Origin of the sequence: Kitasatospora sp. NPDC085464 (assembly GCF_044541955.1) — a bacterium.
GTDB lineage: Bacteria > Actinomycetota > Actinomycetes > Streptomycetales > Streptomycetaceae > Kitasatospora.
Genome location: NZ_JBITTM010000065.1, coordinates 1 through 25801, shown reverse-complemented (window position 1 = coordinate 25801; position 25801 = coordinate 1). Strand labels below are relative to the sequence as shown.

Annotated in this window: 23 protein-coding genes and 1 pseudogene; 8 read left to right on the top strand and 16 right to left on the bottom strand. The window is 76.1% G+C overall.

What is annotated here, in order from left to right; genetic code table 11:
* Positions 1-73 precede the first annotated feature (73 nt).
* A complete protein-coding gene (locus ACIGG8_RS37965; protein WP_396553166.1) occupies positions 74-1003 on the bottom strand; it encodes a RimK family alpha-L-glutamate ligase in 930 nt (309 codons plus the stop codon).
* A 119-nt stretch (positions 1004-1122) separates the two neighbouring features.
* Positions 1123-2124 carry a DUF5937 family protein gene (locus tag ACIGG8_RS37960; protein ID WP_396553165.1) on the bottom strand — a complete coding sequence of 334 codons (1002 nt, stop codon included), beginning with the start codon at positions 2122-2124 and terminating at the stop codon, positions 1123-1125.
* A gap of 62 nt (positions 2125-2186) precedes the next feature.
* Here ACIGG8_RS37960 and ACIGG8_RS37955 point away from each other — a divergent pair, with 62 nt between their 5' ends.
* Positions 2187-3470: an MFS transporter gene (locus ACIGG8_RS37955; RefSeq protein WP_396553164.1), complete on the top strand. Its 1284-nt coding sequence runs from the start codon at positions 2187-2189 to the stop codon at positions 3468-3470.
* Between the two features lie 18 nt (positions 3471-3488).
* Here the strand turns inward: ACIGG8_RS37955 and ACIGG8_RS37950 are convergent, their stop codons facing one another.
* The 4 genes from ACIGG8_RS37950 to ACIGG8_RS37935 all read right to left on the bottom strand — a co-directional run bounded on the left by ACIGG8_RS37950 (position 3489) and on the right by ACIGG8_RS37935 (position 5097).
* Positions 3489-3926: a VOC family protein gene (locus ACIGG8_RS37950; RefSeq protein ID WP_396553163.1), complete on the bottom strand. Its 438-nt coding sequence runs from the start codon at positions 3924-3926 to the stop codon at positions 3489-3491.
* 175 nt (positions 3927-4101) lie between these two features.
* Positions 4102-4569: an NUDIX domain-containing protein gene (locus ACIGG8_RS37945; protein ID WP_396553162.1), complete on the bottom strand. Its 468-nt coding sequence runs from the start codon at positions 4567-4569 to the stop codon at positions 4102-4104.
* Between the two features lie 76 nt (positions 4570-4645).
* A complete protein-coding gene (locus ACIGG8_RS37940; RefSeq protein WP_396553161.1) occupies positions 4646-4897 on the bottom strand; it encodes a hypothetical protein in 252 nt (83 codons plus the stop codon).
* Positions 4894-5097, bottom strand: coding sequence for a hypothetical protein (locus ACIGG8_RS37935; protein WP_350519425.1), 204 nt, complete (start codon positions 5095-5097; stop codon positions 4894-4896). Before ACIGG8_RS37935 ends, ACIGG8_RS37940 begins: the two co-directional genes overlap by 4 nt.
* A gap of 119 nt (positions 5098-5216) precedes the next feature.
* Here ACIGG8_RS37935 and ACIGG8_RS37930 point away from each other — a divergent pair, with 119 nt between their 5' ends.
* Positions 5217-6056 carry a helix-turn-helix domain-containing protein gene (locus ACIGG8_RS37930; RefSeq protein ID WP_396553160.1) on the top strand — a complete coding sequence of 280 codons (840 nt, stop codon included), beginning with the start codon at positions 5217-5219 and terminating at the stop codon, positions 6054-6056.
* Positions 6041-6250, top strand: coding sequence for a DUF397 domain-containing protein (locus tag ACIGG8_RS37925; RefSeq protein ID WP_396553159.1), 210 nt, complete (start codon positions 6041-6043; stop codon positions 6248-6250). Before ACIGG8_RS37930 ends, ACIGG8_RS37925 begins: the two co-directional genes overlap by 16 nt.
* Before the next feature lie 69 nt (positions 6251-6319).
* On the opposite strand, the gene ACIGG8_RS37920 is transcribed toward ACIGG8_RS37925, so the two are convergent.
* Positions 6320-7183 carry an alpha/beta fold hydrolase gene (locus ACIGG8_RS37920; protein WP_396553158.1) on the bottom strand — a complete coding sequence of 288 codons (864 nt, stop codon included), beginning with the start codon at positions 7181-7183 and terminating at the stop codon, positions 6320-6322.
* A 201-nt stretch (positions 7184-7384) separates the two neighbouring features.
* Positions 7385-7828: an NADAR family protein gene (locus ACIGG8_RS37915; protein WP_396553157.1), complete on the bottom strand. Its 444-nt coding sequence runs from the start codon at positions 7826-7828 to the stop codon at positions 7385-7387.
* 108 nt (positions 7829-7936) lie between these two features.
* Between ACIGG8_RS37915 and ACIGG8_RS37910 the strand changes: the two genes are divergently transcribed.
* The gene (locus ACIGG8_RS37910) at positions 7937-9217 is read left to right on the top strand and encodes a HEAT repeat domain-containing protein (protein WP_396553156.1); all 1281 of its coding nucleotides are present in this window, start codon (positions 7937-7939) and stop codon (positions 9215-9217) included.
* 27 nt (positions 9218-9244) lie between these two features.
* Here ACIGG8_RS37910 and ACIGG8_RS37905 read toward each other — a convergent pair whose 3' ends face one another.
* Entirely contained in the window at positions 9245-9622 is a 378-nt protein-coding gene (locus tag ACIGG8_RS37905; protein ID WP_396553155.1) for a S26 family signal peptidase, read from the bottom strand.
* A gap of 59 nt (positions 9623-9681) precedes the next feature.
* A complete protein-coding gene (locus tag ACIGG8_RS37900; RefSeq protein ID WP_396553154.1) occupies positions 9682-9867 on the bottom strand; it encodes a hypothetical protein in 186 nt (61 codons plus the stop codon).
* Between the two features lie 280 nt (positions 9868-10147).
* Here ACIGG8_RS37900 and ACIGG8_RS37895 point away from each other — a divergent pair, with 280 nt between their 5' ends.
* Positions 10148-11344, top strand: a complete 1197-nt coding sequence (locus ACIGG8_RS37895; protein ID WP_396553153.1) for a PQQ-binding-like beta-propeller repeat protein — start codon at positions 10148-10150, stop codon at positions 11342-11344.
* A gap of 942 nt (positions 11345-12286) precedes the next feature.
* On the opposite strand, the gene ACIGG8_RS37890 is transcribed toward ACIGG8_RS37895, so the two are convergent.
* Positions 12287-13138, bottom strand: a complete 852-nt coding sequence (locus ACIGG8_RS37890) for a hypothetical protein (RefSeq protein ID WP_396553152.1) — start codon at positions 13136-13138, stop codon at positions 12287-12289.
* A 4-nt stretch (positions 13139-13142) separates the two neighbouring features.
* Here ACIGG8_RS37890 and ACIGG8_RS37885 point away from each other — a divergent pair.
* From ACIGG8_RS37885 to ACIGG8_RS37875, 3 genes and pseudogenes are all read left to right on the top strand, one after another.
* Positions 13143-13460, top strand: a pseudogene (locus tag ACIGG8_RS37885) (cytochrome P450); the annotation flags it as partial.
* 184 nt (positions 13461-13644) lie between these two features.
* Entirely contained in the window at positions 13645-14598 is a 954-nt protein-coding gene (locus tag ACIGG8_RS37880) for a DUF4331 family protein (protein WP_396553151.1), read from the top strand.
* Between the two features lie 161 nt (positions 14599-14759).
* Complete coding sequence (locus ACIGG8_RS37875; RefSeq protein WP_396553150.1) at positions 14760-16121, top strand: MinD/ParA family protein; 1362 nt, start codon at positions 14760-14762, stop codon at positions 16119-16121.
* A gap of 157 nt (positions 16122-16278) precedes the next feature.
* Here ACIGG8_RS37875 and ACIGG8_RS37870 read toward each other — a convergent pair whose 3' ends face one another.
* From ACIGG8_RS37870 to ACIGG8_RS37850, 5 genes are all read right to left on the bottom strand, one after another.
* On the bottom strand, positions 16279-17673 hold the full coding sequence (locus ACIGG8_RS37870) for a S8 family serine peptidase (RefSeq protein WP_396553149.1): 1395 nt from the start codon (positions 17671-17673) through the stop codon (positions 16279-16281).
* Entirely contained in the window at positions 17670-21131 is a 3462-nt protein-coding gene (locus ACIGG8_RS37865) for a right-handed parallel beta-helix repeat-containing protein (RefSeq protein ID WP_396553148.1), read from the bottom strand. Before ACIGG8_RS37865 ends, ACIGG8_RS37870 begins: the two co-directional genes overlap by 4 nt.
* Before the next feature lie 108 nt (positions 21132-21239).
* Positions 21240-22562, bottom strand: coding sequence for a hypothetical protein (locus ACIGG8_RS37860; RefSeq protein WP_396553147.1), 1323 nt, complete (start codon positions 22560-22562; stop codon positions 21240-21242).
* Positions 22563-22739: 177 nt separating this feature from the next.
* Positions 22740-23558, bottom strand: a complete 819-nt coding sequence (locus tag ACIGG8_RS37855; protein ID WP_396553146.1) for a type VII secretion system-associated protein — start codon at positions 23556-23558, stop codon at positions 22740-22742.
* Between the two features lie 103 nt (positions 23559-23661).
* Positions 23662-25801, bottom strand: a 2140-nt coding sequence (locus ACIGG8_RS37850) for a hypothetical protein (RefSeq protein WP_396553145.1), incomplete at its 5' end; no start/stop codon positions are given.

The window sequence follows — 25801 nt, the reverse complement described above, 5'->3', positions numbered from 1 at the left end:
GGCCCTCGCGGGTGAGCGACGGCCGTGGTGGGTACCCGCGTTCGGGCCGTACGAACCGGGTCCGGTCACGGGCTCACGGCCGGGCCGGGGCCAGGTGGGCGGCGACGTAGGGAACGGCGACGGTCTCCAGCCCGCGGTCCGTGCCGAACGCCGGGTGGACGTTGACCTCGAAGACGACGCCGCCGTTCTCCGCGGCGAGGTCCACTCCGGCGAACGGCAGGCCGAGCGACTTGGCCGCCGACACGGCCAGGTCGGCCAGGCCGGTGGGCAGGTCGCCGGGATCCATGCGGGTGGAGACGGCGCCGCGGCTCTCGTTGCACGGTTCGTCGGGGTCCGGCTGGACGTGCTCGACCGCACGCAGGACCTGCCCGCCGAGCACCACGACGCGGTACTGGTGGCGCTGCCCGTCCGGCCCGAAGTTCCCGGCGTCGCGGGCGATCAGCCAGCCGGTGCCCGCCCGGGCGTAGTGGTGTGCGGCGGCGGCGAGTTGGGCGTGGGTGGTGATGTGGAAGACGTCGGTGCCGCCCATGCCGACCGTCGGACGGGCCCAGACGTCGCGGCCCAGCCGCTCGAACGCCTCCGCTGCCTCCCGGGTGCCGGGCCGGGTGAGGGTGACGGTCGGCATGTGGGCGATGCCGTCGCGGGTGAAGCACTCGACGGTGCGGTCCTTCTCGGTCGCTGCCCGCCAGGCCGCGGCGTCCGTGCCCAGGGACCGGGCGCCGGCCTCGCGCAGCCGGTGCTGGGTGTGTTCGAAGTCCCGGCGCCGGTGCGGCGGGATCTCGTAGACCAGCACGCCGTCGGTGGTCACGCTCGCCCCGTCGGCCTCCAGCCGCAACTCCCCGCCGTCCGCGTGGATCCGGCCGCTGCCGCCCGGGGTGAAGTGCCGCGCGTCCAGCAGGACGGGATCGCGGCCGGTGAGCAGGCGGGTAGCGGCGACGAGCGTGTCGCGGCTTCCCTCGGTGGAGCTGTGATCGGTCATCAGGACGACTTCGCTCGCTTCCATACCGGTCATTGGACCCGCTGTCCCCGCCGCGGACAAGACCGCTTCACCCGGCCCGGCTTCTCGGGCCGGGGCCGAGGCGGCCCTGCCGAGGCCCCGGCGCCGGCGCGGTCCTGCCCGCTTCAGCGGTAGAGCGCCTCGCCGCGGCTCGTGCGGGCGTAGAGCACGACGCGTCCGGTGCGATGGGGTGCGACGAGGCCGGCGGCGGCGAGTCTGTGCAGCTGGGCGGAGACGCCGCCGGCGGCCAGGCCGGTGCGGTGGGCGAGTTCGAGGGTGCTCGCCGGGGTCTCCAGCAGGCCGAGGAGCAGGGCGCGGGTGGCGCCGAGGGCCGGGGCGAGGTCGGCGGTGTCGGGGCCCGGCTCCCACAGGGTGCCGATGCCCCGCACCGGGTAGCGGATGACGGGCACCCACGGCTCGGCGGTCTTCACGTACAGCCGGGGCCAGGCGAACGCCGACGGCACCAGGACCAGCCCGCGCCCGTCCAGCGAGCGCCGGGAGCCGGGCGGGCCGGAGGTCCGGTTGGCGATCCGCAGCGTGGCGCCGGCCTGGTCGTAGGAGAGATCGGGGTGGATGTCGGCGAACATCGCGGCGGGCCCGCGCTCGGTGAGGGTGCGCGCCCGGTAGTGGATGTCGGACTCCAGCAGGGCCCGGATCCGCGGCCAGGCCGGGGCGAGGGCCCGCTGCCAGTAGCCGTGCAGGCCGGCGACGACCGCCGCCGTCCCGCGCCGCGGCGCGCGCCGCAACGGCTGGAGGCTGTCCGGCAGTTCGGCGCCGAACACGGCCGCCAGGTCGCGGCGGACGACGGCGGCAGGGGTGCGGCGCACCTCGTCGAGTTCCTCGTCGAGGCCGGTCAGCGGGGAGAGCGGGGTGGGCGCCAGGAAGCCCGGCAGGTGGCGCTTCGGGCCGGCGGTGAGGTCGCGGGCGGCCGCCGATGCGGGGTCGGTGAGCAGCGTGTCGCGGCGGTGCTGCGACACCCACGGCAGGTGGATCGCGTGTCCGGCCGGCCGGGTCAACGTCCGTACGGAGGCGAGCAGTTCCCAGGACGGTGAGATGGCCCAGCGCAGTGCGCCCAGGTCGGCGGCGGCCAGGGCGAGGGTGAGGGCGGGCGCGTTGCGGGGCGGCACGAGGATTCACCCTAGCGTGAATCCGTTGAGCCGCCCGGTACGGCCGGCGCACGCTGCCCGCCATGACGACTGCCGCTGACACTGCCACTGCCACTGCCACTGCCACCCGGGCCATCGAACTGCCGCAGGACCGCCGGCGCTACCTCTCCGCGTCCGGGGTGGCGCTGTGGGGTGCCCAGCTCGGCCAGGTGGCCCTGCCGTTGACGGCGGTCACCGTGCTGCACACCGGTGCGGGCGGCACCTCGCTGGTGAAGACGGCGCTGACGCTGCCGTTCGTGGTCCTCGGGCTGCCCGTGGGGGCGTGGCTGGACCGGGTGCGGCGCCGGCCGGTGATGATCGGCGCGGACCTGGTACGGGCGGGCGCGCTGCTGACCGTCCCGGCGGCCGCGTGGGCCGGGCACCTGACGACGGTCCACCTGCTCGCCGTGGTGACGGTGCTGGGGGTGGCGACGGTCTTCTTCGACCTGGCCGCCCAGAGCCACGTGAAGGACCTGGCCCCCGGCGCCCTGCTCGCGGGCACCAACGCCCGGCTGGCGACGATCACCCAGACCGCGCTGATCGCCGGCCCGCCGCTGGCCGGGTGGGCCGCCGGACTACTGAGCGCGCCGACCGTGCTGCTGGTCACGGCCGGCGGCTACCTGTGGTCGGCGGGCCGGCTCGCCACCCTGGCGACGCCGGAGCACCCGGGCGGCGCCGGGCCCCGGCGGCGCCTGCTGCGCGAGATGGCCGAGGGCGTCGCGTTCGTGGCCCGCCAACCGGTGCTGCGCACGGTGGTGGCCGCCGGGTGCCTGGTGAACGTCGGAACGGCGGGGGTGACGACGCTGCTGCCGGTGCTGGCCCTGACCGAACTGGGGTGGAGCGGGGCGCAGCTCGGGGCGTTCCTCGGCGCCGGGGGGGTGGGCGGGCTGGTCGGCGCGGTGTCGGCGGTGCGGCTGGCCGGGCGGCTCGGGGCTGGGCGGGCGGCGCTGCTCGTCGGCGTCGCCGTCGCGCCGCTGGCCATCGGCCTGCCGCTGCTGGGTGCGCCGGTGCCGGCTCCGGTGGCGGCCGTGGGGTGGGCGCTGGTGATGCTGAAGGTCGGGTTCGACTCGGTGGTGATGATGACCTTCCGCCAGCAGGTGACGCCCGCCGGGCTGCTGGGCCGGGTCAACGGCACGATGCGGGTGCTGTTCACGGGGGCGGTGGCGCTCGGCGCGGCGTCGGCGGGGGTGCTGGCGCAGGCGGTCGGGCTGCGCTGGGCGCTGGCGGTGTCGGCCGGGTGCCTGGCGTGCGTGTGGATCCCGATCGCGCTGTCGCCGCTGCGGCGGATGACGGTGCTGGACGCGGGGCCGCAGGCGGGTCCGCGGTAGGGGGGTTGGGACGGCGCGTCACGCGGCGGGCCGGTCGTCCTCGGGGTCGTGCAGGGCGGGGGCGTACGAGATGCCGACGATCAGGCCGTCCGCGGTGAGGAGCCTGGCCACGGTCTGGCCCCACGGCTCGGTGCGGGCCTCGTGCACCAGCTCGAAGCCCGCGCGCCGGAGTTCGGCACCGGCGGCCGCGACGGCTTCCGGATTCGCCACCTCGAACTCGATCGACGCCTGCGGGACCACGCGGTCGGCGGGCCACCGGTCCGTGCCGAAGCACGCCCGGGCGGCCTGCGAGAGCGGCCACAGGCCGAAGTGCTTGCTGCCGGGGACGCTCCCGCTGGAGTAGTAGCCGTCGCCCTCGCCCTCCAGGGGCAGGCCGAGGGCGTCGATGAACAGCCGGCGGCTCAGCGGCGGGTCGGCGACGACCGCCGCCACGCTGGTGATGAAGAGGACGTCCATGCCGGGTGGCGCTCCCTGGTGCGGATGCGGCGGTCGGCGGAGGCCGGATCCCGCCGAACCTATCCGCCCGCTCTCCGGAGGCCCGGACACCCGGGCGGGCACCGGGCGCCGGGTCACCCGATCGGGCGGCTGTGGGTGCCGGTTGCGGGGGGCGCGCTTGTCAGGTGGCGCGCTGTCAGGTGGCGCGCTGGCCGTGGAGGAGGACGGGCAGGGAGCGGCCGGCCAGCGCCTCCAAGACGCGGGCGGCCTGAGCGGGAGCCATGTGGGCGGGGATGTCGTTGGCGGGGACGAAGCGCGCGCCGTGCAGGCCGCTCCACTTCTGCGGGGGGACGGTGAGGCGGACGTCGTCGGGCACGGTGCCGCCGTCGAAGACCAGGTTGAGGCGTTCCAGGTAACGGTCGGCGGGGGTGAAGTCGACCGTGGTCACGTCGGTGAGGCGGGCGACGATGCCGGTCTCGGCGTGCAGGTGCCGGGCGGCGGCCAGGTGCGGGGGCTCGTTGGGCTTGGCGGAGCCGCCGGGCAGGATCAAGCCGTCCATGTAGTCCGGGTCGACGAGCAGGACGTCGCCGCGCTGGTTGCGGAGCAGGACGTGGCAACCGAGCCGGCACACGGGCGGCTTGGCGAGCAGACGGGGATCACGCATCGAGGGGGTTCACTTCCTGAGGACGACGAGGAGGACGACGGCGAAGCAGGCCCACCACAGGGACCGGGCGAGGAGGTCAGTCGTCATGCGTGAGACGCTCGTAGCGCAGGCCCTTGCGGAGCAGGTCGACCACGCGCAGCAGGTCCGGCGGGCGGGCCGGGCCGAGGTCGATCAGGTAGTTGCCGGTGAGGCGGCCGTACTCCCAGTCCACCTCGACCGAGGGCAGCTTGACGCCGCCGAGGGCGAGGACGGTGGTCAGGTCGTCCAGGACGCCGGCGGCCTGCCGGCGCTGCTCGGCGGTCGCACGGGAGAGCACGGAGTCCGTCACCGCTCCCCCGGTCGCTTGTGGACCTCGAAGAGGCGCCAGGCGCTGTAGGCGTCGGAGAAGAAGGTGAACCCGGTGAGCTCACCGGTCGGTTGGCGCAGCCACTCGCCGCTGATCTCGTTGCGGACCCGGTAGCACTGGGCGTCGGGGTCGAAGCGGACGCCGTAGCCGTGGAGGCGGCGGGGCACCTTGTCGTCGGACATGGGATTGGAACCCTCTGCGATCGGAGTTTCACGTTCTGTGCACATGGTGGCCCGGCGGCACCTAGCATGGGAAGTGGCATGCGACTTGCCTACGGGGTCGCCGGAAGTTGAGGACTGCCATGAACAAGAAGAAGATTGACCCGGAGTCCAGCCCCTGGGCGCCCTTCGGAATCCAACTTCGCAACTTCCGAGAGGCAAGGGGCCTCAAGCTGGAGCAGCTGGCTCCGCTCCTGGAGTGCTCCCCGTCGCACCTCTCGTACATCGAACTTGCGCACCGGCCGCCAAGTCGCAAGCTCGCCGAACTGGCGGACGAAGCGCTCGGTACCGGCGGCACGCTGCTGCTGATGTGGTATCAGCTGAAGAACGCCGCGATCCTGGAGGGCTTCCCGGAGTTCTCCCGATACGAGGCCCTTGCCGAAACGATCAGGATCTTCGAGGTTGACGTCATCACGGGACTGCTGCAGACCCGGGCGTACGTGACGGCGCTCCAGATGGGTTCCGTCAGGCAAGGCGCTACACCCCAGGAGCTGGCCGAGGAGCGCATCGCCTTCAGGCTGGCCCGTCAACAGGTCCTGGAGCGGACCCCTCCTCCACTCGTCCACGTGGTGTTGGACGAGAGCTGCCTCAGGAGGTTCGTCGGCGGGCGCGATGTCATGGTCGGACAGCTGCTCCACCTTGAGCAGCTGTCCGCTCGACCCAACATCGTCATCCAGGTGGCGCCGTTCACCTTGGGCGAGCACCGGATGTTCTCGCACATGGCGACACTCCTTACCATGCCGAACCGCAAAATTCTCGCGTACGGCGAGATTGAACAGCGTGGCTACATCGACCGCGATTCCAAGTCGGTTGCCACGCTCATCGAAAGCTACGATCGGCTTGCGGTCGAAGCCCTCGGCCAAGCTGAATCGCTGGCTTTCATCCGTGCGGTAAGGAGGGACCTGGAGTGGATGTCGACCTGACCGCCGCTTCCTGGCGGAAGAGTTCGTACAGCGGCCCAAACGGCGGTCAGTGCATCGAGGTCGCCGACGGCATCTCCGGTGCCATGCCCGTGCGCGACTCCAAGGACCCCTCCGGCCCGGCCCTCGCTTTCTCCTCTGCCGCCTGGCGGTCCTTCGTCACCGCCGTGCGCAGCGGCGAGTTCGACGCCCGCTGACCACCCCGCACCGCACCGGAGTGGGAAGTCGGCCCCGCCGACTTCCCACTCACCCTCGTGCCGTTCGGATCAGGACGCTTCGGGCAGGAGTGCGGCGACGTCCGCCAGCGTCCGGGCTGCCGGTGCCGGGTCGACCAGCCACTTGAGGTGGCTGCCGGCGAGGGTGCGGACGTCGTAGGGGTTCTCCGGCGTCAGTGCGTCGCCCTCGCGGATCATCCGGTCCTGCATGGCGAGCGGGATGCTGGTGTCCTCGGTCAGCCGGACGTACGTCCTGGGGATCCGCCCCCAGCTGTCGGCCTGCGCCCGGTCGTCGGGCGTGCCGGCGTCGAGGTTCTCGTCGGGCTGGAAGGTGTTGAGGAAGACCATGAACTCCTCGTCCGTCCCGTCGGCGAGGAAGGCCGCCTTGAAGGCCGCCAGGACGCCGGGGTCGGCGGTGCGGAAGTTGCAGCGCAGCAGGCCGAGTTCGGCGGGGTTGGCGACCATCGCGGAGGCGAGGCCGGCGGCGTCGACCGTGGCCATCTCGGGTTCGGCGTAGTAGGCGCTGACGTCGAGGTCGACGGGGCACCAGGCGGAGACGTAGACGATGCGGTCGATCAGGTCGGGCCGCTGGTTGGCGGCGACCGTGGCCGTCATACCGCCGCGGCTGTGGGAGACGAGGACGACGGGCCCGTTGCGCTTGGCCCGTTCCAGTACCGCGATGAGGTGTGCGGCGTTGTCGGCGAGGGTGACGCCTTTGATGGCGCCGGGCGTGGTGGCGAGGGCGGCGAGGTCCTGCGGTGCCTGGTAGGCGTGCGGGTAGGTCGCGGCGAAGCCGTGTCCCGGGAGGTCGACGGCGACCGAGCGGTGTCCGAGGAGGCCGAGTTCGGCCTGGAGGGGTGCGAAGGAGAAGGAGTTCGCGAAGGCTCCGTGGACCAGTACGAACGTCGGTGGCATCTGTTTACGACTCACTTTCCGGTCCGCTGCGGCGCCGGCGGCACGCGTGGCCGCTCCTCCCGCCGCAGGGACCTCTGGCATGGCAGGCGTCGGCGGGTCAAGCGCGGAGTCACACGGGCAGCGTGCGAACGGCCCCCCGTCGTCCGTGCGTTCACCCTACCCCGTCGAAGATCATCCGCAGGGCCCGCGGGCGCCGGCTGTTCAGGCTTCGGCGCGCAGCCGGGTGCGGGTGCGCATGAGGATCCGGCCGAGCATGTTCTTGCCGGTGCCGGTCCGGCCGCGCCCCCAGTAGTGGTCGGTGGTGGTGTCCTCGACGATCTCCTCGTCGGCGGTGGCCAGCAGGATCGCGCGGATGTCCGCGTGGGTGCGGAACTTGGCGGTGACGGCCCGGCGCATCACGTCGTCCTTGACGCGCTCCCAGTCCCGGCGCAGCGGCTTTGCGGGGTCGCGGCCGAGCTCGGCGGCGCGCAGGGGTGTGCGGGCGCGGCGGATCACGTCGGCGTGGCGGGTGCCGGTGAACTTCTGAGCCTGGAAGTAGTGTTCGGAGGTCGGCCAGGTGTGGCCGTCGAGTTCGAAGCCGTGGGCGGAGAAGTTGGAGAAGCAGCCGTGGGGGGCTTCGTCGGCACCGTAGAAGTAGATGGTCATCCTGGCCTCGTGTGGGTCTCGGGAACGGGCACGGTGTCAGGCCGTGCGGCGGGTCCGCAAGCGGTTTCCGGTCGGTGGGGTGGCGGGTCGTGGCAGGTGGGGGGAAGCATGGGCGGGGATCCGGTCATCGAGGCCGTGCGCCGCGGGGACGACGATGCGGTCCGGGTGCTGCTGGCGGGCGGGGCCGATCCGGAGGCCGTCGACGGGCGGGGGGTGTCCGCGCTGTGCCTGGCGGTGGCGGCGTTCGACTCCTCGGCGGCCGGTCACCTGGTGGAGGCCGGTGCGGACGCGTTGCGCCGGCTGCCGGACTGGAGTACGCCGTTGCTGCGGGCGGTCGACAGCGGCTCGGTCGCTCTCGTGATCGAGGTGCTCGGTGGGGCGCCGCTGGACGGGGCCGCCGGTGCCGAACTGCTGGCGCGTGCCCGGCTGTGGCACGAGCGGGGGCCGGTCGCGGTGCTGCGGGAGCGGACGGGGGCCTCGGGCCCGGTGGAGTACGGCCGGGTGCGGGACCGGGACGGGGTGAGCTGGTGCCACGAGGTGCGGCTCGGCGGGTCGGCCGTCCACGACGGCCATGCCGGCGTGCTGACCCTCCTGGAGGAGCACCTCGGACTGCGCCCCGGTGTCGGGGAGCTGGCCGGCCGGGCGTGCGCACTGGAGCATCCGGACGGGGAGCACGCCTCCTGGCTGCAGATCGTCGGCACCCTCGCGGGCCGGCAGGACGACGCGACGTGGCTGGCCGCGGCGGCGCTGCGCGCCCACCCGGATCCGCTGCGCCGCCGCTTCGGTGCGCAGGTGCTGGCCTCGCTGCACCTCGGGGGCTACCGCCACGGCACGCGGAGCCCGTTCCTGGAGCGCGCGCGGGAGCTCTTCCTCGACTGGGGGGCCGCGGAGGAGCACCCGGACGTCCTGGCCGAGGTCCTGGGCGGCCTGGCCCCGTTCAGGGACCCCCGGATCCAGCCGCTCGGCCTCGCCCGTCTCGGGCACCCCGCCCCGCAGGTGCGGGCCCGGGTGGCGGCTCTGCTGGAGAGCACGCCCTCGCGCGGCCTGGAGCGGTGGACGTACACCCCCGAGGGGCTGGACGCGATGCTGCGCCTGGCCCGTGACCCCGACGCGGGTGTGCGTGAGGACGCCGTTTACCAGCTCGCCGACCGCAAGGATCCGTCGCCCGCGGTCGGGGACGCACTGGCCGCCGCGCTGGACGACGAGGAGCAGGACATCCGCATCTGGGCGGTGTTCGGGCTGGCCGAGCGTGACGATCCGCGCTGCGTGGAGGGCGCCGGGCGGGTGGGGGCGGTGGCCGACCGTGCCGCCCGGGCCTGGATCCTGGACGCGCCCGCCCGCTTCGAGCGGCGCCGCCGCGAGCGGGAGGCCGCGGCCGCGTCGGAGTGACGGGCGCTCAGGGCGCTCAGGGCGCTCTCACTCCCGGGCGGTCCCGGCGCCGGCGATCTCGGCCCGGGCGGTCTTGGCCTCGGCGCCGGCCCGGGGCGTCCCGTCGACCGCGACGCAGATGCCGAACACGCGGTCGTGGCTCGTCCAGCCGTTGACCCGGCCCCGGTTGTTGCTGATCTGCACCCGTTTGCGGGCCGGGTCGAGGGCCGACACCAGGTGCAGGTAGACCGTCCCGGCGACCCTGGCCAGGACGATGTCCCCGGTCTCCAGCTTCGCCGGGTCCACCGGGGCGACGCGCACCGGCTGCCGGCTGCGGATCAGGGGGACCATCGAGGAACCGCTCGGCCGGAACTCGACGGTCGCCCCGCCCGCGACCCTGGCCGCCACCGCATCCAACACACCCATCCGGCGATCGTGGCAGACCGCGCCCGGCCGGGCCCACCGGTTTTCCGGCGGCGAGCCGCTCACTGCGCGCCACCGCCGTTCGCCCCGGCGTCCGGGGCCTGCGCCGTCTGCGCCGTCCGCACTGTCTGCGCCTGGGCGCGGGCCAGTTCGGCGCGGGCGCGCAGCAGCAGGCACCGGGCGTAGGTGTCGGCGACCTTCAGCGCGGCGGGCGCGGTCCCGAGCAGCAGCAGGGTCACGGGGTCCATCACGGCGGCGTACCTCCCGGTGCGTCCCGCCCTCGGCGGACCCCGGTCGGGGTGCCTGAGGCGGCTGCCGGGAAGTGGCGTGCGCCGGCCGGGGCGTTTACCGCCCGGCCCGTGAATCCTTCCGGCGGCCCCTGCGGAGTGAACCCGATTGCCGGCCGGGGCCGTTGTCCCGGACCGGGGAGCCCGACGGGCACCTGCGCCGCTTCACTTGCCCGCGGGGGCTTCCGGCCTCCGCCCGACCGACGGGAACCACGAGTCCGTGCACGAAGTCTGGACCGGTGTGAACTCCGATACCCCGCAGAACGATCCGACACCGGCCGCGACTCCTCCCCCGATCAACCGCCGCCGGCTGCTGCTGAGCGCCGCCGGGGGCCTCGGCGCGCTCGCCGTGGCCGGCGGGACCGGCTGGTGGGCGAGCCGCGGCGAGGTGCGCGGCCCGCGGCTGTGGGCCTCGCCCGACCTGGGCGGGCGGGTCGTACTGGCCGCCGGGGCGCAGCACGGGCTGTTCGCGTCGGGGTACGACGGCAGGGTGCGGGCGCTGGATCCGGCGACCGGTGCGGTGCGCTGGAGCCGGGTGGTGGGGGCGGCGGCGCCCGCGGACGGCCCGGACGGGTGGCAGCTGGCGAGTTCGGGCGGGTGGCCGCTGGCGGCGGGGGACGGCGTGGTGTGCGTGGCCTCCACGGCGGGTGTGCAGGTCCTGGACGCGGCGTCGGGTGAGCCGCGGTGGGAGGCGGCGGCGCCGGACTGGGACGAGTTCCCGTGGCAGCAGGAGCCGGTGGTCGGCGGGGGCCGGGTGTTCGCGGCCCACGGGACGTCGCTGCGCTGCTACGACGCGGTGGGCGGGGGGTTGTGCTGGAGCAGCGATCCGGGTGCCTCGGGGGTGCCGGCGCTGGCCGGGGGGACGGTGTTCGCGGGCGGCCGGTACGGGGGGCTGCTCGCGTTCGACGCGCGCAGCGGGGAGCGGCGGTGGGTGCAGGAGGCGGTCGACGGCACCGGTACCCCGCCCGTCGTCGAGCGGGGTGTCGTCCACGTCCTGCAGAACGGTCCGACGGTGGATTCGGCGACCGTCTTCGCGCTCGACGCGGCCACCGGCCGGGTGCTGTGGCAGCGCGGGCGGCTGCCGGTGTCGGGGCCGTTGTCGGTCGCGGACGGGGCGGTGTGCCTGCTGAGCGGGGAACGGCTGGTGGCGTTGGACGCGGCCACGGGCGAGACGCGGTGGACGGCGCAGGTGCCCCGGGGTCTGGGGCGCGGGACGAGTTCGGCGGCCGCCGCGGACGGCACGGTGTACGTGGGGACGAACGACGACCGGCTGTTCGCGTTCGACCTGGTGACGGGCCGGGCGCGGTGGCGCGACGAGCCGCAGCGGCTGCGGGAGGACACGGAGTACACCCGGGTGTTCCTGGCGGCGGCCGGTTCGGCGGTCTTCCGGGGCAGCCGGACCGGTCTGCACGCGCTGGGGGCGCTGCCGTCGGCCTGATGTGACGGGGCGTGGCGTCCCGGCCCGGGAGGTCTCCGGCCGGGGTGTTCGGGAGTGGGACGTCGGACGGGCCGACTTCCCACTCCCGTTGCCTCTCCCGGTCTCGTGCCCGTGCGGTCGGCGGTCGGCGGTCGGCGGCCGGTGCCCGGGGGCCCGGCGTACGGGTGCGGGATCGTGGAGAGCCGCTGGTCACGGGGTCGGCCGGGGGCCGTGGCCGGGCCGCCGTTTGCCAGGCTCCGCCGCTCCGGGCAGTGGATCAAGGAGAGGCAGAGGCACGCGGTGGACCAGGAGCGCATGGAGCCGGCGTACGCGCCCACGGGTGAGGACTTCCGTGAGGCGATCGCCGCCCACGCCCGGCACACCACCGTCGGCCGGGTGGTGCGGGTGGCGGTGTGGGTGCCGGCCGCCGTCGCCGCGCTCGGCTGCGTGTTGGGGGCCGCGAGCGGCGCGACGCACCTGTCGGACGTGGGGCTGGTGGCCCTGCTGGCGGCCACGGCGCTGTTCGCGCCGCGCTCCCAGGTGCTCTCGGCGCACCGGCGGGCGCAGCGGCGCGGCGGCCGGTACCGCGCGGTGGTGGACGGCACCGGGGTGAGCGTCACGGACGCGCGCGGCACCCGCGTGATGCCCTGGGCGCGGGTGCCGCGCTCGCTGGAGACCGAGCACCTGTTCGTGGTGCTGAACCGCAGCGGCAACTGCCTCGTCGTGCTGCCCAAGCGCGCCACCTCCTCCCCCGACGCGCTGCGCGCCCTGCTCGCCCGGCACACCACGCCGGCGGGCGGCGCGGCGGTCAGCGGCGCGGCGGTCAGCGGCGCGGCGGTCAGCGGCGCGGCGGTCAGCGGCGCGGCGGTCAGCGGCGCGGGTTCGGCGGCGCGGGTTCGGCGGTGCGGGTTCGGCGGTGCGCTCGAAGTAACCCGCCAGGGCGGGGCCGGCGCTGACGGTGGTTCAGAAGCGGTCGGGCCCCGACCACTCGTACCAGTGGTCGCCGACCGGGGTGTACCCGTCGGGCGCGGGGGCGCCGGAGGGGAAGTAGGTGTAGCCGTGGCCGGCGAACACGCCGGTGCCGGAGACGGTGAACCTGACTCCGCCGCCGACGAGTTCGGCGTTGCCGATCGGCAGGCCGCCGATCCAGCCCGAGGCGCCGCGGGTCGTGCCGCCGTCGAGGGCCTGCCGGGCGGCGACGGTCAGGGCGGGGCGGGCGAGGGCGAACCGGGCCTCGCGGGGCACGTCGGAGCAGGCCAGCGGCACCGCGATGCCGGCCACCAGCGGCGCGGCCACCCAGCGCCACCGCCCGCCGCCCCCGACCCGGGCCGTGCGCCCGTCCGCGGTGCGCCCGCCCGAGGTGAGCACCAGCTGCCGGACGGTCCAGGCGAACGGCAGCACGGCGAGCGCCGCCAGGCCCGCCCCGCACAGGCCGTAGTCCAGGCCCGGCACGCTCGCCCCCGCGACGACCGCGCCCGAGGCGAGCAGGCAGCCCAGCAGGGCGCTGTTGCCGGGGCGGTGGAAGCGCCGCACCCGGCGCCGTACGGCCGGGAACGCGGCCGGCGCCGCCGCGGCCAGGGCGAGCAGGACCAGGACCGGCGCCGGGAGCAGGTGGACCACGGCGAGCGGGAGCATCGCGAGCATGCCGGCGCTCGCGGTCAGCAGCGTCGCGGCCAGGTGCGCGTAGCCGCCCGGCGCCGCGGCCACGGCGGCCAGCACGGCCGCCAGCAGCAGCGGCGCGCGGTAGCCGGGCTCGGTGAGGCGGCGGATCGCGGCGGCTCCGGCGGCGGGGGGAAGGAGGTGGTTCGTGTTCACGGCGATCCCCCGGGGCGAGGCGATCCTCGGCTCCTACGCCGCCGCCGGGCGCCACCCCGCCCGCCACGGTGACAGCGGCGCGGCCTTCGACGTCACCCGCCCGGCCAAGGACCACCTCGCCTTCGGCCACGGCCCGCACTTCTGCCTCGGCGCCCCGCTGGCCCGCCTGGAGGGGCGCACCGCGCTGCGCAGGCTCTTCGAGCGCTTCCCCGACCTCGCCCTCGCGCCGGGCACCGAGCTGCGGCCGGTCGAGTCGATGATCTCCAACGGGCACCACGCGCTGCCGGTGCTGCTCGGCGAGCAGGCGCCGGCGGCCCCCTGAGCAGCGCCTGCCCACCCACCCCCGGCTCCCCCGGCTCCCCCGGCTCCCCGCGGCGGGGCCTGACCCGCGCGGAGCAGCGGGCGGGCCCGGGCCGGGCGGTCGTGCTAGCAATGGCGGCAGGGGCGGGGCCATCCGTACGGAGCACCCGAGGCACGTACGCACGCACTCGAAGCCGGAGACCGTCTTGTCGCACCACCTCAGCGGACCGAACCTACGCTCGCCCGAGGGCGACGCGCGCCTGGACCTGACCGACCTGTTCGCCTTCGCCGCGCCGGAGCCGGGCCGCACCGTGCTGATCATGAACGTCAACCCGGTCGCGCCGACCGGCGGGCAGGCCTTCCACCCGGAGGCGGTGTACCGGATCAACGTCGACACCGACGGCGACAACCGGGCCGACCTCGCGTTCAGCTTCACGTTCTCCGAACCGGTGGACGGGGCGCAGACCATGACGGTGCGGCGGGCCACCGGTGAGGGGGCGCGCGGGCACGAGGCGACGGGCGAGCCGCTGGTGTCGGGGGCGCCGGTGAGCTTCACGGGCACCCCGGCCGTGGTGGAGGCGGGCCCGTACCGGGTGAGCGCGGGGCTGCGCAGCGACCCGTTCTTCGCGGACCTGGACGGGATCGTGCACGAGTTCCGGTGGACGGGGGTGGACTGGGGCGCGGACAAGAACGTGTTCGGGATCGTGCTGGAGGCGCCGGACGCCGAGTTCGGTGCGGCGCCGCAGATCGGGGTGTGGGCGCGGGTGAGCGTGCGCAGGGACGGGCGGCTGGTGTCGGTGGACCGGGGTGCGCACCCGTCGCTGACGGCGTACTTCAACGAGGAGGACGTCAAGGACGCGTACAACGCCGGTGAGCCCGCCGAGGACTGGCAGACCTATCGCGAGCCGTGGACGGCCAGGCTGCAGCACTTCGGCGGGTACACCACGGACGCGGCCGAGGCGCAGCTGCGGATCGTGCTGCCGGACGTCCTGCGCTACGACCGCGCCCGTCCGGCCGGGTACCCGAACGGGCGCACGCTGAGCGACGACGTCACGTCGGCGCGGCTGTCGATGCTCACCGACGGGACGGTGCCCACCGATCACATCGGCCCGCACACCGACCTGCTGCCCGCCTTCCCGTACCTGGGGCACCCGCACTGAGCCCGGTGCCCGCCACCCCGGGCCCGCCCGGCTCCCCCGCCGGCCCCTTCCTCCTCCGGCCTGCCCGGGGCCGCGGGCCCCGGCATTGAACGGGTTCGCCGCCCCGGGCCGTTGAGGAGGTTGGCGGGGGCCGGGCACACGTAGTGACAGGAGGCGATGGCGTGGCGGGCGACCACACGGTCATCGAGCGGGTACGGCGACTGGAGCAGGACGCGGACTGGGACCTCGCCCCCGCGTACGGGCCCGTGTCACCCCGGCCGGAGGCCGCGCCCCTGCCGGAGACCGGACCGCGGTGGCACCGGCCGCTGGACGCCATGGGCACGGTGCTGGTGCCCCCGGAGGCCCGGCCGCTGCCCGCCGCACTCCCCCCGCAGGCACCGCCCCCGCCGCCGCAGCCGCAGCACCTGCCGCCGCAACACCTGCCGCAGCCGCAGCCGGCCCTGCTCCTCGCCGTACCGCCCGCGCCGCCCGTCCACCCCGCTGCGCCGGCCCCGCCGACGCCGCCGATCCAGACGGCCCCGCCGATCCAGACGGCCCCGCGCGTGCCGCACGCGCAGGCGGTCAACGCCCCCGCCGCACCCGCCGCGCCCGCAGCGCGGCGGGGCCTGCGCGGGATCGGCCTCGGCGCCGCGCTCGGCCGGGGCGAGCGCGAACGGCTGGAGGCCGTCATCCGCACGCCGCTGCAGCGCTCCTACCGGATCGCCGTCGTCGGCCTCAAGGGCGGGGTGGGCAAGACCTCCGCGACGCTGGCCCTCGGCTCCGTCCTCGCCGAGACCCGGTCCGACAAGGTGATCGCCGTCGACGCCAACCCGGACACCGGCACCCTCAGCCGGCGGGTCCGCCGGGAGACCACGGCCACCGTCCAGGACCTGCTGGCCGCCGCGCCCTCGATCACCGGCTACATGGACATCCGCCGCTTCACCTCGCTGACCGCCAGCGGGCTGGAGGTCCTGGCCAACGACCCGGACCCGGCGGTCGCCACCGGCTTCGGCGGCGAGGACTACCGGCAGCTGGTCGACCTGCTCGCCCGCCAGTACCCGATCGTCCTCAGCGACTGCGGCACCAGCCTGCTGCACGGCTCCATGAGCGCCGTGCTCGACCTCGCCGACCAGCTGGTCATCGCCGCCACCACCAGCATCGACGGCGCGAGCGGCGCCGGCGCCACCCTGGAGTGGCTGCACGCGAACGGGTACGGCGCGCTGGCGCAGCGCAGCGTGACCCTGATCTCCGGCGTCCGCGGCACCGGCCGGGTGGTGAAGGCGGAGACGATGGTCGCGCACTTCGAGCGGCTGTGCCGGGCCGCGGTCGTCCTGCCGTTCGACGAACACCTGGCCCTCGGCGGGACGTTCGACCCCGCGAAGCTGCGTCACCGCACCCGCCGCGCCCACCTCGAACTCGCCGCCGCGGTCGCCGAGGGAATGAACCTCGGCGCCGCCCACCCCGCACACCCGGTGCAGTCCGTGCACCCCGCGGGCCTCGCGCAGCCCTCGGGCCTCGTGGGCGGGCCCGTTCCCGCCTGCTAGCAGCCGCGTTCGACGCCGGTCACGCGACGGGACGTCATGTCGGCCGGGGACGCGTCGTCATGGGCGTCCGGAGGCCGGGCGGAGCGTGCGCTCGCACGCCCGACCCGGCCCGACCCGGCCCGCCTCGGCCCGGGTCGGGCTCCCGGGTCCCCGGGGGTCAGGCCTGCCAGCGGCCGGGGCGCCAGGCGCGGCGGCGGCCGGCCGTGCAGACCAGCGCGGTGCCGGTGATCAGGGCCACGGCGGTGAGGACGGCGCCCGCCGTCATGATCGCCTCGCGGCCGGCCGGGTCGGGGGGCGGCGGTCGGAGTGCGGCCGTGGTCGGGGCCGGGCGGGCGGACGGCGCGGGGGCGGGTGCGGGGGCGCCGACGGCGGCTGCCGGGTCGACCGTGCCGTAGCCGAGGCGAGGGTCCGGCAGGGCGGTGCCGGGGTGGTAGGCGGTGGCGGTGAGGCGGTCCTTCAGCTGGGCCGGGCCGAGGTCGGGCCGGTAGCCGAGGACCAGGGCGGCGGTGCCGGCGACCACGGCGGCGGCGAAGCTGGGGCCCGAGCCGGTGAAGTAGCCCTTGCCGCCGGGTCCGACGCTCATCATGGCGTCCCCGGGGGCCACCAGGTCGATGCGTCCGGACCCGCCGGAGGCACCCCCTGAGCCGCCGGACCCGCCGGACCCGCCGGACCCGCCGGAGTCCGAACCGCCGCCGGGCGGGGCGCCGTTCGGGGCCAGGTCGGACACCGTGAGCACCTGCGCGGGGGCCTGGGCGGCGCCGGGGCCGCCGCCCTGGTCGGGTGCGGCCGGGGCGACCACCAGGGCGCCCTTGCCGTCGGCGTAGCGGACCGCGCCGGCCAGGTCCTCGTTGCCCGCCGCGACGGGCAGGGCGACCGCGATCACCCGGGCGCCGCCGTCGGCCGCGTCGCGGATGCCCTTGGCCAGCAGGGCGGCGGTGGTGTTCCCGGCGTCGTCGGTCACGGCGACGGCGAGGATCCGCGCCTCGGGGGCGATGCCCGTGAAGCCGACGCCGTCGCGGTGGCGGGCGGCGATCAGCCCGGCCAGGAAGGTGCCGTGGCCGACGCAGTCGCGGGTGGAGCCGCCGTCGCCGTACTCGCGCGGCCCCGGCACGAGGCGCTCGCCCAGGACGCCGGAGGCCGGGTCGACGCCGGAGCCGACGACGGCGACGGTCACGCCGGCGCCGCGGCCGAGCTGCCAGGCGGTCTCGGGGCGCAGGAAGGCCTGGGCCCAGGGCATCCGGTCGGTGTCCTTGTCGGAGGGTTTCACGCAGCCGTCCGTGCGGGCGGTGCCCCGGTTCTGCCCGATCACGGGCAGCGCGGCGTCGCCGCCGGAGGGGGCGGGGCCGGGGCGGGCGGTGCCCGGCGCGGCGGGTGTGCCGGCGACGGGGACGCCCGCGACCGGGGCGCCGGGCAGCGGGGCTCCGGGGGCCGGGGCTCCGGGGGCGGCGCCGGCCGGGGTGGCCGGCGCCAGCAGGACGGCGCAGCACAGCGCGGTGGCGGCCGTCGCCGGGACGGGCCCGGCGCGGCGCGGACGGGGGCGATCGCCCGTCACGCGCCGCTCCGCTGGAGCAGTGCGGGGATGTCCTGCGGGAGCAGCAGGCTCAGCTCCGACACGTCGCCGATGTCGAGCCGGGCGAGGCGGCCGGCCTGGCGGGTGATCATCGCTTCGAGGGTCTGGCGGGCGAAGCGGCCGTTGCCGAAGGTGCGGTCGCGCGGGACGGCTTCGCACAGCTGTGCCAGGGCGGTGAGGGTCTCGGGGGCGCAGACGTAGCCGGCCTGTTCGGCCTGCAGCCGCACGATGGTGACGAGTTCGTCGGCGCTGTAGTGGTCGAAGGCGATCTGCTGGGAGAAGCGGGAGGCGAGACCGGGGTTGGAGGCGAGGAAGCCCTGCATCTCCTCCTGGTAGCCGGCGACGATCACCACGACCTCGTCGCGGTGGTCCTCCATGAGTTTCATCAGGGTGTCGACGGCCTCCTGGCCGAAGTCGCCGCCGGAGCCGCCGCCGCGCGGGGTGAGGGTGTAGGCCTCGTCGATGAACAGGACGCCGCCGCGGGCGCGTTCGAAGGCGTCGCGGGTGAGCTGCGCGGTGTGGCCGATGTAGCGGCCGACCAGGTCGGCGCGGGCGGTCTCGACGAGGCGGCCGCCGGGCAGGACGCCGAGTTCGGCGAGGAGTTCGCCGTAGAGCCGGGCGACGGTGGTCTTGCCGGTGCCGGGCGGGCCGGCGAAGACCAGGTGGTGGCTGATCTTCGCGGTGGGCAGTCCGGCCTGTTCGCGGCGGCGGACCTGGGTGATCAGGTTGACCAGGTTCTCGACCTGTTCCTTGGCGGCGGTGAGGCCGACCATCGAGCGCAGCTGTTCCAGCAGTGCGGTGCTCCCGCCGCCGTCGGCGCCCGCTGCGCCGGTGTCGGCGCGGGCCGCGGCGGCGGCCTCGGCGCCGAGGTCCTCGGGCAGCAGCAGCGGCAGGTCGGCGTCGGTGACCTCGGCGAGTCCGGCGAGCCGGGAGGCCTGCCGGTCGACCATCTCCTCGAAGACCTTGCGGGCGGCGCGGCCGTTGCCGAAGTCGGCGCCCTTGGGCATGCGGGTGAAGTGCGTGCCGAGCGCGTCGACGGCGGCGGCGTCGAGTTCGTAGCCGTGGGCGGCGGCGGCCCGTTCGACGATGGTGACCAGTTCCTCGGGCGCGTAGTTGCGGAACTCGACGGTGCGGCTGAAGCGGGAGGCCAGGCCGGGGTTGGAGGCGAGGAAGTCGCGCATCTCGTCCGAGTACCCGGCGACGATCACCACCACGTCGTCGCGGTGGTCCTCCATCAGCTTGACCAGGGTGTCGATGGCCTCGCGGCCGAAGTCCGGTCCGGTGCCGCCGGATCCGGCGGACAGCGCGTACGCCTCGTCGACGAACAGGACGCCGCCGAGCGCGGACTGGAAGACCTCGGTGGTCTTGATCGCGGTGCCGCCGACGATCGAGGCGACCAGGTCGGCGCGGGCGACCTCGACGAGGTGGCCGTCGCGCAGCACACCGAGTTCGGCGAGGATGGCGCCGTAGAGGCGGGCGACGGTGGTCTTCCCGGTGCCGGGGGGCCCGGCGAAGATCAGGTGGCGGCCCATCGGCAGGGCGGGCATCCCGGCCTGTTCGCGGCGCCGGGCGAGCTTGTTGAGGTTGACCAGGGTGGCGACCTGTTCCTTGACGCCCTCCAGGCCGACCAGGGCCTGCAGGGCGGCCTGCGGTCCCTCCGGCTCGGGCGGCGGCGGGGCGGCGGCCGGGTCCGGTGCCGGGCCGGCGGTGTCGTCGTGGCCGGCGGGGCCGCGGCCGGTGTCACCGGTGTCGCCGGGGGCGCCGGCCGGGCGGGCGGCGGCGGGGCCGTCCTCGGCTCCGGCTCCGGCGGTGCCGTGGCTGTCGGCGCGGCCGTTGTCGCGGCTGGTGAGGTCCTGCACGGCGAGCCGGCCGCCGGCCCTGGTCTGGCGCAGCCCCGAGCCGCGGTTGCCGGCGACGGTGCAGCCGGTGATCCGCACGGGTTCCTCGGAGTCCACGCGCAGGCCGTCGCCGGCGTTGTCGGTGACTTCGCAGCCGGTCAGCGCGGCCCGGCTGCCCGGGCCCAGCAGCACGCCGTGGCGGCGGTTGCCGTGCACCCGGCCGCGGGCCATGGTGAGTTCGCCGCCGTCCTCGACCAGGACGCCCTCGCCGGTCCATTCGGCGATGTCGCAGTCGCGCAGGGAGGCGACGCCGCCGGGGCCGACCTCGACGCCGGTGACCGCGGTGGCCTTGCCGGGGCCGGCGGCGGGCGGGCCGCCGCGCAGGGTGGTGCCGCCGACCTGGGTGTTGCCGCCGTCGGCGACGTGCAGCGCGGCCTGTCCGGTGGCGGACAGCACGCAGGACTCCAGCCGTCCGCGGCCTTCCCGCAGGACCTCGACGCCGTGGCCGCGCACCTCGGCGACGTCCAGGCGGCGCAGCAGCGGGTTGGCGCCGTCGCGGACGCTGACGCCCGGTCCGGCGGCGCCGCGCACCTCCAGGCGGTCGAACTCGGCGGCGCTCTCGCCGGTGAGTTCGACGCCCGCGCCGGCGCTGTCGGCGACGGCGGTGCGGGTCAGGGCGGGGCTGGAGGATTCGTCGACCAGGATGCCGGTGGTCTCGGCGGCGGAGACCTCGCACTCCTCGAAGCGGCCGCGGGAGCGGCCGGTGACGTGGATGCCGTGGCCGCGGGTGCGCACGGTGCGGCAGCGGCGTACCAGCGGGTCGGTGCCGCCGGCCAGGACCAGGCCGTGGCCGCGGGTGGCGCTGACGGTGCAGTCCTCCAGGAGGACCTGGGCGGCGGAGGAGACGTAGATGCCGATGGAGGCGTCGCGGACGGTGGTGCGCAGGACGCGGGTGGTGCTGTTCTCCTCCAGGGCGATGCCGGGTTTGTCGGTGGCGGAGATCTCGCAGTCCTCGATGGAGCCGCGGCCCTCGCCGTTGGCGCAGACGCCGTTGCCGCGGGCGTCGCGCATGACGCAGCCGCGGACGACGGGGTTGGCGCGTTCGCCGATGACGACGGCGGAGCTGCCGAGGTGTTCGATGACGCAGTCCTCGATGACGCTGGTGCCGGTGGAGGTCTCGACGATGCCGGCGCCGGCGGGGTTGACGACGCGGCAGCCGCGCATGGCGAGCGAGCCCTGCTGGCGGGTGAGGACGGCGGTCCAGGAGTTGCCGGCGACCTCGCAGTCCTGGAGCGCGGCCTGGCCGCGGGGGACGTCGACGGTGGGCAGTTCCTCGTCCTGGCCCTGGAGGACGAGGCCGGTGAGCTGGACGGCCTCGGCGACGACCTGGACGACGGCGCCGCGCCGCGGGGAGACGCGGACGCTGCCGCGGGCCTCCTCGGCGGTGATGGTGACCATCTTGGTGATCACCAGGTTCTCCTCGTAGCGGCCGGGGCGGACGCTGATGACCGCTCCGCTGCGGGCCGCCTCCAGGGCGGCGCCGATCGTGCGGTAGCCGCCGTCGCTCGGCTCCGCACAGACCGTCAGCACGTGGCGGGTCATGGGGCGTTCTCCTCCGTCGTTCGTGGGGCTGTGGTGCTGTGGTGCTGTGGTGCGGGTCGCCGGGGCGGGCGGGCCGGGGCTCGCCGGGGTGTGGCGGGGCGGGCCGGGTCAGCCGGTGCAGTTGGCCCTGACGGCGGAGGCGGCGTGGTGGGCGTAGGTCACGGTGCCGCCCTTCCAGTCCTCGCCGCGGCTGTGCAGCACCACGGCGATCCTGCCGCCGCTGAGCGGGAAGGTGCCCGCGGAGACCCACTGGCCCCTGCTGGCGACCTGGTTCACCTGGAAGGTCCGGTTCTGCACGGTGTAGTAGGTCGGGGCGCCGCCGACCGCCTTGAGGTCGCCGTTGGGCACGTAGACCGACAGGTTGCAGGTGCCGGTGGTGAGCGAGCCGGTGTTGAAGGTCCACACCACCGTGTTGCTCTTGTCGTCGTTCGCGTCGCCGGACATCGGCACCGAGGTGAAGCCGCCGCCGCAGCCGTCGCCGGTGTAGCCGCCGGAGTTCTTCCGCCAGCCCTCCTGGCCCTTGTCGTACCAGCCGTTGAGCTGCATGGAGGTGGAGCCGCCGCAGCCGGGGCCCGCCACGGCGTTGTAGGTGGGCGGGGGCGGCGGGGCCGGCTGGGTGGTCTTGGCCGGGGGCTGGGCGGCCGGGGGCTGCTGGGCGGCGGGCGGCTGCTGGGGCTGGGGCTTCGGGGCGCCGGCGCCCTGGCCGGTGCCCGGCGCGGCGCCTTGGCCGCCGCCCTGGGCCGGTGCGGGCGCGCCCGCCTGGGCGGGGGCGCCGCCGGTGGCGGGGCGGCCGGCCGACGGTGCGCCCTGGCCCGGGTCGGGGGCCGGGGCGGCGAAGGGCAGGGCGGCCGCGGCGGCTCCGGCGGCGGCGGGCACGACGCCCTCCCCGGGCGGCGGTCCGCCGGCCGGCTGGGCGGGCTGCCCGTCCTGGCCCGGCTGCAGGGGCTGGTCGCCGGGCGGGTTGCCGGGCGTGTCGGCGCCCGGTACGTAGCCGTCGCCGCCGTCCGGCTGGGAGTACCCGCCGGGCGGCGGGCCGTCGGCGCCCGGCGTGCCGGGGCCGTTCCCGCCGAACCCGGAGACGCCCAGCGGCACACCGACCAGCACCAGGCCGGCGATCACCGCGGCGGCCACCATCGGCTTGGGGATGCGGCGCTGGCCGCCCTCCTCCTCGGCCGCCCCCGCCGGTGCGGGCGCGGCGCTCACCCCGGCGCGGGAGCGCCCCGCCGCCGCGGCCCGGGCGGCCGTGGTCCCGATCGCGGGCACCGGCCCGGCGGCGCCCACCGCCGCGGGCGCCTGCTCCTCGGCGCGGGGCGCGCCCTCCGCCGGCTTCCCGGACTCCTCGGCCGGCTCGGGCACGGCCCAGGCCACGGCGGGCAGTTGGATACCCCCGCCCGACGGCTGACTCTCCCGTCCGCTGCGCATCTTGCCCACCCAGGCCTCCTGGCCCTCGACGACGACACCCGGCAGGGGCGGCCCGCACCGACCTCACCGGTCGCGGCGCAGTGGCCCCTCTCCTGACCGACGGCCGGGGCGGCCCGGCGGGTTCAGCGGGTGGCGCGCGGCGGCTGCGGGGCGCGGCGGGGTGGAGTGGTCACCCGGGTGCGGTGGTCACCGGTCCGGTGGTCCGGCGGCGGTGGGGATGCCGAGGACGGAGGCGGCCGCGTGCTCGGCGTCGGGCCCCTGCGGGTCGGCCGGCGGGGTCTCCGTGGCGGGGGCTTCGGCGTCGCGAGCGGGCGCGTCCGGGGCGGGCGCGTCCGGGGCGGGCGCGGGGTCGGTGGCCGGGGTGAGCGCGCGCAGGGCGTCGGGGTCGACGGTCAGCATGGCGTCGGCGGTCGGGTTGAGCAGGATGCCGTGGCCCTCGGGGAGGCGGTCCAGCAGGGCGCGGGCGTCGAGGAGGAGGTGGCCCAGGCGGCCCGCCGCCGCCCAGTGGTCGCCCGCGGTGAAGGCCAGGACGACGGGCGCGCCGGCCGGGTCGACGGCGGTCAGCGGGTGTCCGCCGGGGGTGACGGGGACGGCGAGCCGGGCGGTGGCGAGGCGGGCGAGCACGTCCTCGCCGGGGCCGTAGCCGGTGGCGGCGAGCTGGACGGCGGCGTCGACGGCGTCGGTCGGCTCGGCCCAGCCGAGGGCCCGCGGGGAGGGCCGGTAGTCGGGGTTGGGGCGGAACTCCTCGGTGGCGCCGCTCCCGTCGGAGCGCCAGTGGCCGACCACCGCCCAGTCCGGCGGCGCCTGCCCGTCCGTCCAGACGGGGTCGACCACGCCGATCCAGTGGTCGGGCGCCAGCCGGGCCGTCTCGCGGACGTGCTCGGGCACGGGGACGTCCACCGCGGCGGCGGGCCCGGCGGTGTCCGCCGCGGCGGTGTCCGCCGCGGTGGTGTCCGCCGCGGCGGTGTCCACTGCGGCGGCGGGCCCGGCGGTGTCGGCTGTCATGGTCGTTTCCCCCACGGTGTGGTGCCGGTGCGATGCGGTGGTCGGTGGGCCGGGGTGCCCGTCTCCCCTTGGGTCCACGGCGGACCGCACCGGCGGCGTTCACTCACGGCTGGGTGACGGTCGGCGCGACGACCGTGGTGCCCGGTGCGGTGGTGCCGTCCGGCACCACCTCCTCCGCCACGACCGGTCGGCGGGTGCGGGCGGGGGTCAGGGCGGCCAGGACCTCGTCGGCGAGCGGTCGGGGGGTGGCGGTGTCGACGATGTCCGGGATGCCGTCCGCCGGGGTGATCTCGTCACCGCCGTGGGCGGGGACGTGGGCCGGGACCGGCGCGGGGTCCGGGACCGGCGCGGGGACCGGGACCGGCGCGGGGGCCGGGGCCTGGGCCGGGGCGGGGGCCGGGGCGGGGTCCAGGAGCGCGTTCAGGCGTTCGCGCTCCGCGGCGGGGTCGACCGGGCGCAGCTCCACCCGGAAGGTGTGGTCGTTGTCCCGGGCGAAGCCCTCCAGCCGCCGGCGGATCTCCTCGGCCCGTTCCAGCGTGGGCGGCCCGCCGACGGTGCCCTCCGTGCCCGCGGGCTCGTGGCTGATGACGACGCGCTCCAGGTCGGCCCAGCTCAGCGGGCCGTGGATCTGCGTCTCGAAGTAGCTGTTGGTGTGGACGGCCCGCTCCTGGATCTCCCGGCGCAGCGCCGGGTCGTGCGCGAAGGCGGTCGCCTCGCCGAAGACCCGTCGCACGTGCTGCGCGTCGCCCCACAGGAGCAGCGGCAGCGGGTGGGAGTCGGAGGTCACCGAGCGGGCTCCCATCGGGCCCAGGGTCCAGGAGTCGTTCGGGGTGTGGCTGACGCGGCCGCGGATGTCGTCGGACCAGTGCAGCGCGAACGCGCCGTAGCGCTGCGCCACGCCGAACTGCTGGAACTCGGAGACCAGGGCCCCGTACTTCGGCAGCAGGTCGACGTCCTGCGGCAGGGGCGCGAAGGTGCTCTCGTCGGTGCCGGTGTCCTGGAACAGCGCGCGGCTGTCGCGGGTGCGCCGCAGGACGGGCGCGTAGCCGAAGTGTTCCTCCACCCCGCCGCGGCGCGAGGGCTGGACGGCCGCCTGGGAGGCGTTGGTCTCCCAGACGTTGCGGAAGCGCCCGTCGCCGTCCGCCAGCAGCACCTCCAGGAGGGTGGTGGGCGGCGTCTGCGCGCCGGCGCCGTCGGGGGATTCTCCGGGGGTGCCGAAGCTGGTCTGGCGGTTGGCGTTGAGCGCCTGGTCGAGGTGGAAGTTGGTGGCGACCGTCATCGTCGTGCGCAGGTGGTTCTCGACGGCGGTGATCAGCCGGTCGATCGCCTCGGGGGTACGGGGGTAGTCCGCCGCCCAGGACCAGCCGCCGGTGGCGGTGGTGAGCTTGTCCGTGAGCAGGTCGCGGTGGCGCTGGGCGAAGAGTTCGGACTTGCGTTCGATCATGACCAGGGCGGCGGCCTGGACCGGGTGCAGGGCCGCCCAGTCCGTGCGGGCGGCGAGCCGCTCCAGGAACGCGTTCTCCTGGGCCGTCCACGGCTTGTGCCCGGGGGCGGTCGCCTGCGGGTCCTGTAGGCGGGCCACCATCTCCAGGTCCCGCTGGCCGGGGATCATCCGCTGCTTGAACGTGCCGTCCAGGGCGCGCAGGTCCATCTCGTGCTCCAGGTCCCGGACCTGGGAGCGCAGCATGTCCAGGCGCGCCCGGTAGTGGTCGGCCTGCCAGCGCTCGCCCGGCGCGCCGGAGAGCCGGTCCTGCTTCGCCAGGATCTGGGCGATCTTGGCGTTGCGGGCGTCGCGGGCCGCGGCGAGGTCACCGCCCTCGCTGCCGAGGTAGCGGGTGAAACCGGCCCGGAGGCCTTCCTGCCGGCCGCGGATCTGCCGCTCCAGGACGCGCCGCTGCGGGTCGTCCGCCGGCAGGGCGTCCGCCTCGCGCCGCAGCCGGGCCATCGCCTTCCACGTGCTCTTGGCCGGGAACGGGTCGTCGGCCTTGGTGTCGGGGATGCGCAGCGGGTCGTCCAGCGGGTGGCCGACGAGGCCGACGGGCTGCTCGCTGTCCGGCTGCAGGGTGATCCGCTTCGAGTGGTGGTTCCCGTCGAGCAGGGTGGGGGCGGTGCCCTCGTGGTCGGGTGTGTGGGGCGCGGCGGCCGTTGCGGCGGTGTCCTTGCCGGTGGGGTGGACGGTGACGAACTCGCCGCGGGGGCGGCCGGGTTCGTGGAGCAGGACGAGCCGGGTGCTGCCGTCGCCC

Coding starts and splice junctions, on each gene's coding strand:
- ACIGG8_RS37965 (WP_396553166.1), bottom strand. CDS start 1,003: ATGGAAGCGAGCGAAGTCGTCCTGATGACCGATCACAGCTCCACCGAG.
- ACIGG8_RS37955 (WP_396553164.1), top strand. CDS start 2,187: ATGACGACTGCCGCTGACACTGCCACTGCCACTGCCACTGCCACCCGG.
- ACIGG8_RS37950 (WP_396553163.1), bottom strand. CDS start 3,926: ATGGACGTCCTCTTCATCACCAGCGTGGCGGCGGTCGTCGCCGACCCG.
- ACIGG8_RS37945 (WP_396553162.1), bottom strand. CDS start 4,569: ATGCGTGATCCCCGTCTGCTCGCCAAGCCGCCCGTGTGCCGGCTCGGT.
- ACIGG8_RS37935 (WP_350519425.1), bottom strand. CDS start 5,097: ATGTCCGACGACAAGGTGCCCCGCCGCCTCCACGGCTACGGCGTCCGC.
- ACIGG8_RS37930 (WP_396553160.1), top strand. CDS start 5,217: ATGAACAAGAAGAAGATTGACCCGGAGTCCAGCCCCTGGGCGCCCTTC.
- ACIGG8_RS37920 (WP_396553158.1), bottom strand. CDS start 7,183: ATGCCACCGACGTTCGTACTGGTCCACGGAGCCTTCGCGAACTCCTTC.
- ACIGG8_RS37915 (WP_396553157.1), bottom strand. CDS start 7,828: ATGACCATCTACTTCTACGGTGCCGACGAAGCCCCCCACGGCTGCTTC.
- ACIGG8_RS37910 (WP_396553156.1), top strand. CDS start 7,937: ATGGGCGGGGATCCGGTCATCGAGGCCGTGCGCCGCGGGGACGACGAT.
- ACIGG8_RS37905 (WP_396553155.1), bottom strand. CDS start 9,622: ATGGGTGTGTTGGATGCGGTGGCGGCCAGGGTCGCGGGCGGGGCGACC.
- ACIGG8_RS37900 (WP_396553154.1), bottom strand. CDS start 9,867: ATGGACCCCGTGACCCTGCTGCTGCTCGGGACCGCGCCCGCCGCGCTG.
- ACIGG8_RS37865 (WP_396553148.1), bottom strand. CDS start 21,131: ATGACCCGCCACGTGCTGACGGTCTGTGCGGAGCCGAGCGACGGCGGC.
- ACIGG8_RS37855 (WP_396553146.1), bottom strand. CDS start 23,558: ATGACAGCCGACACCGCCGGGCCCGCCGCCGCAGTGGACACCGCCGCG.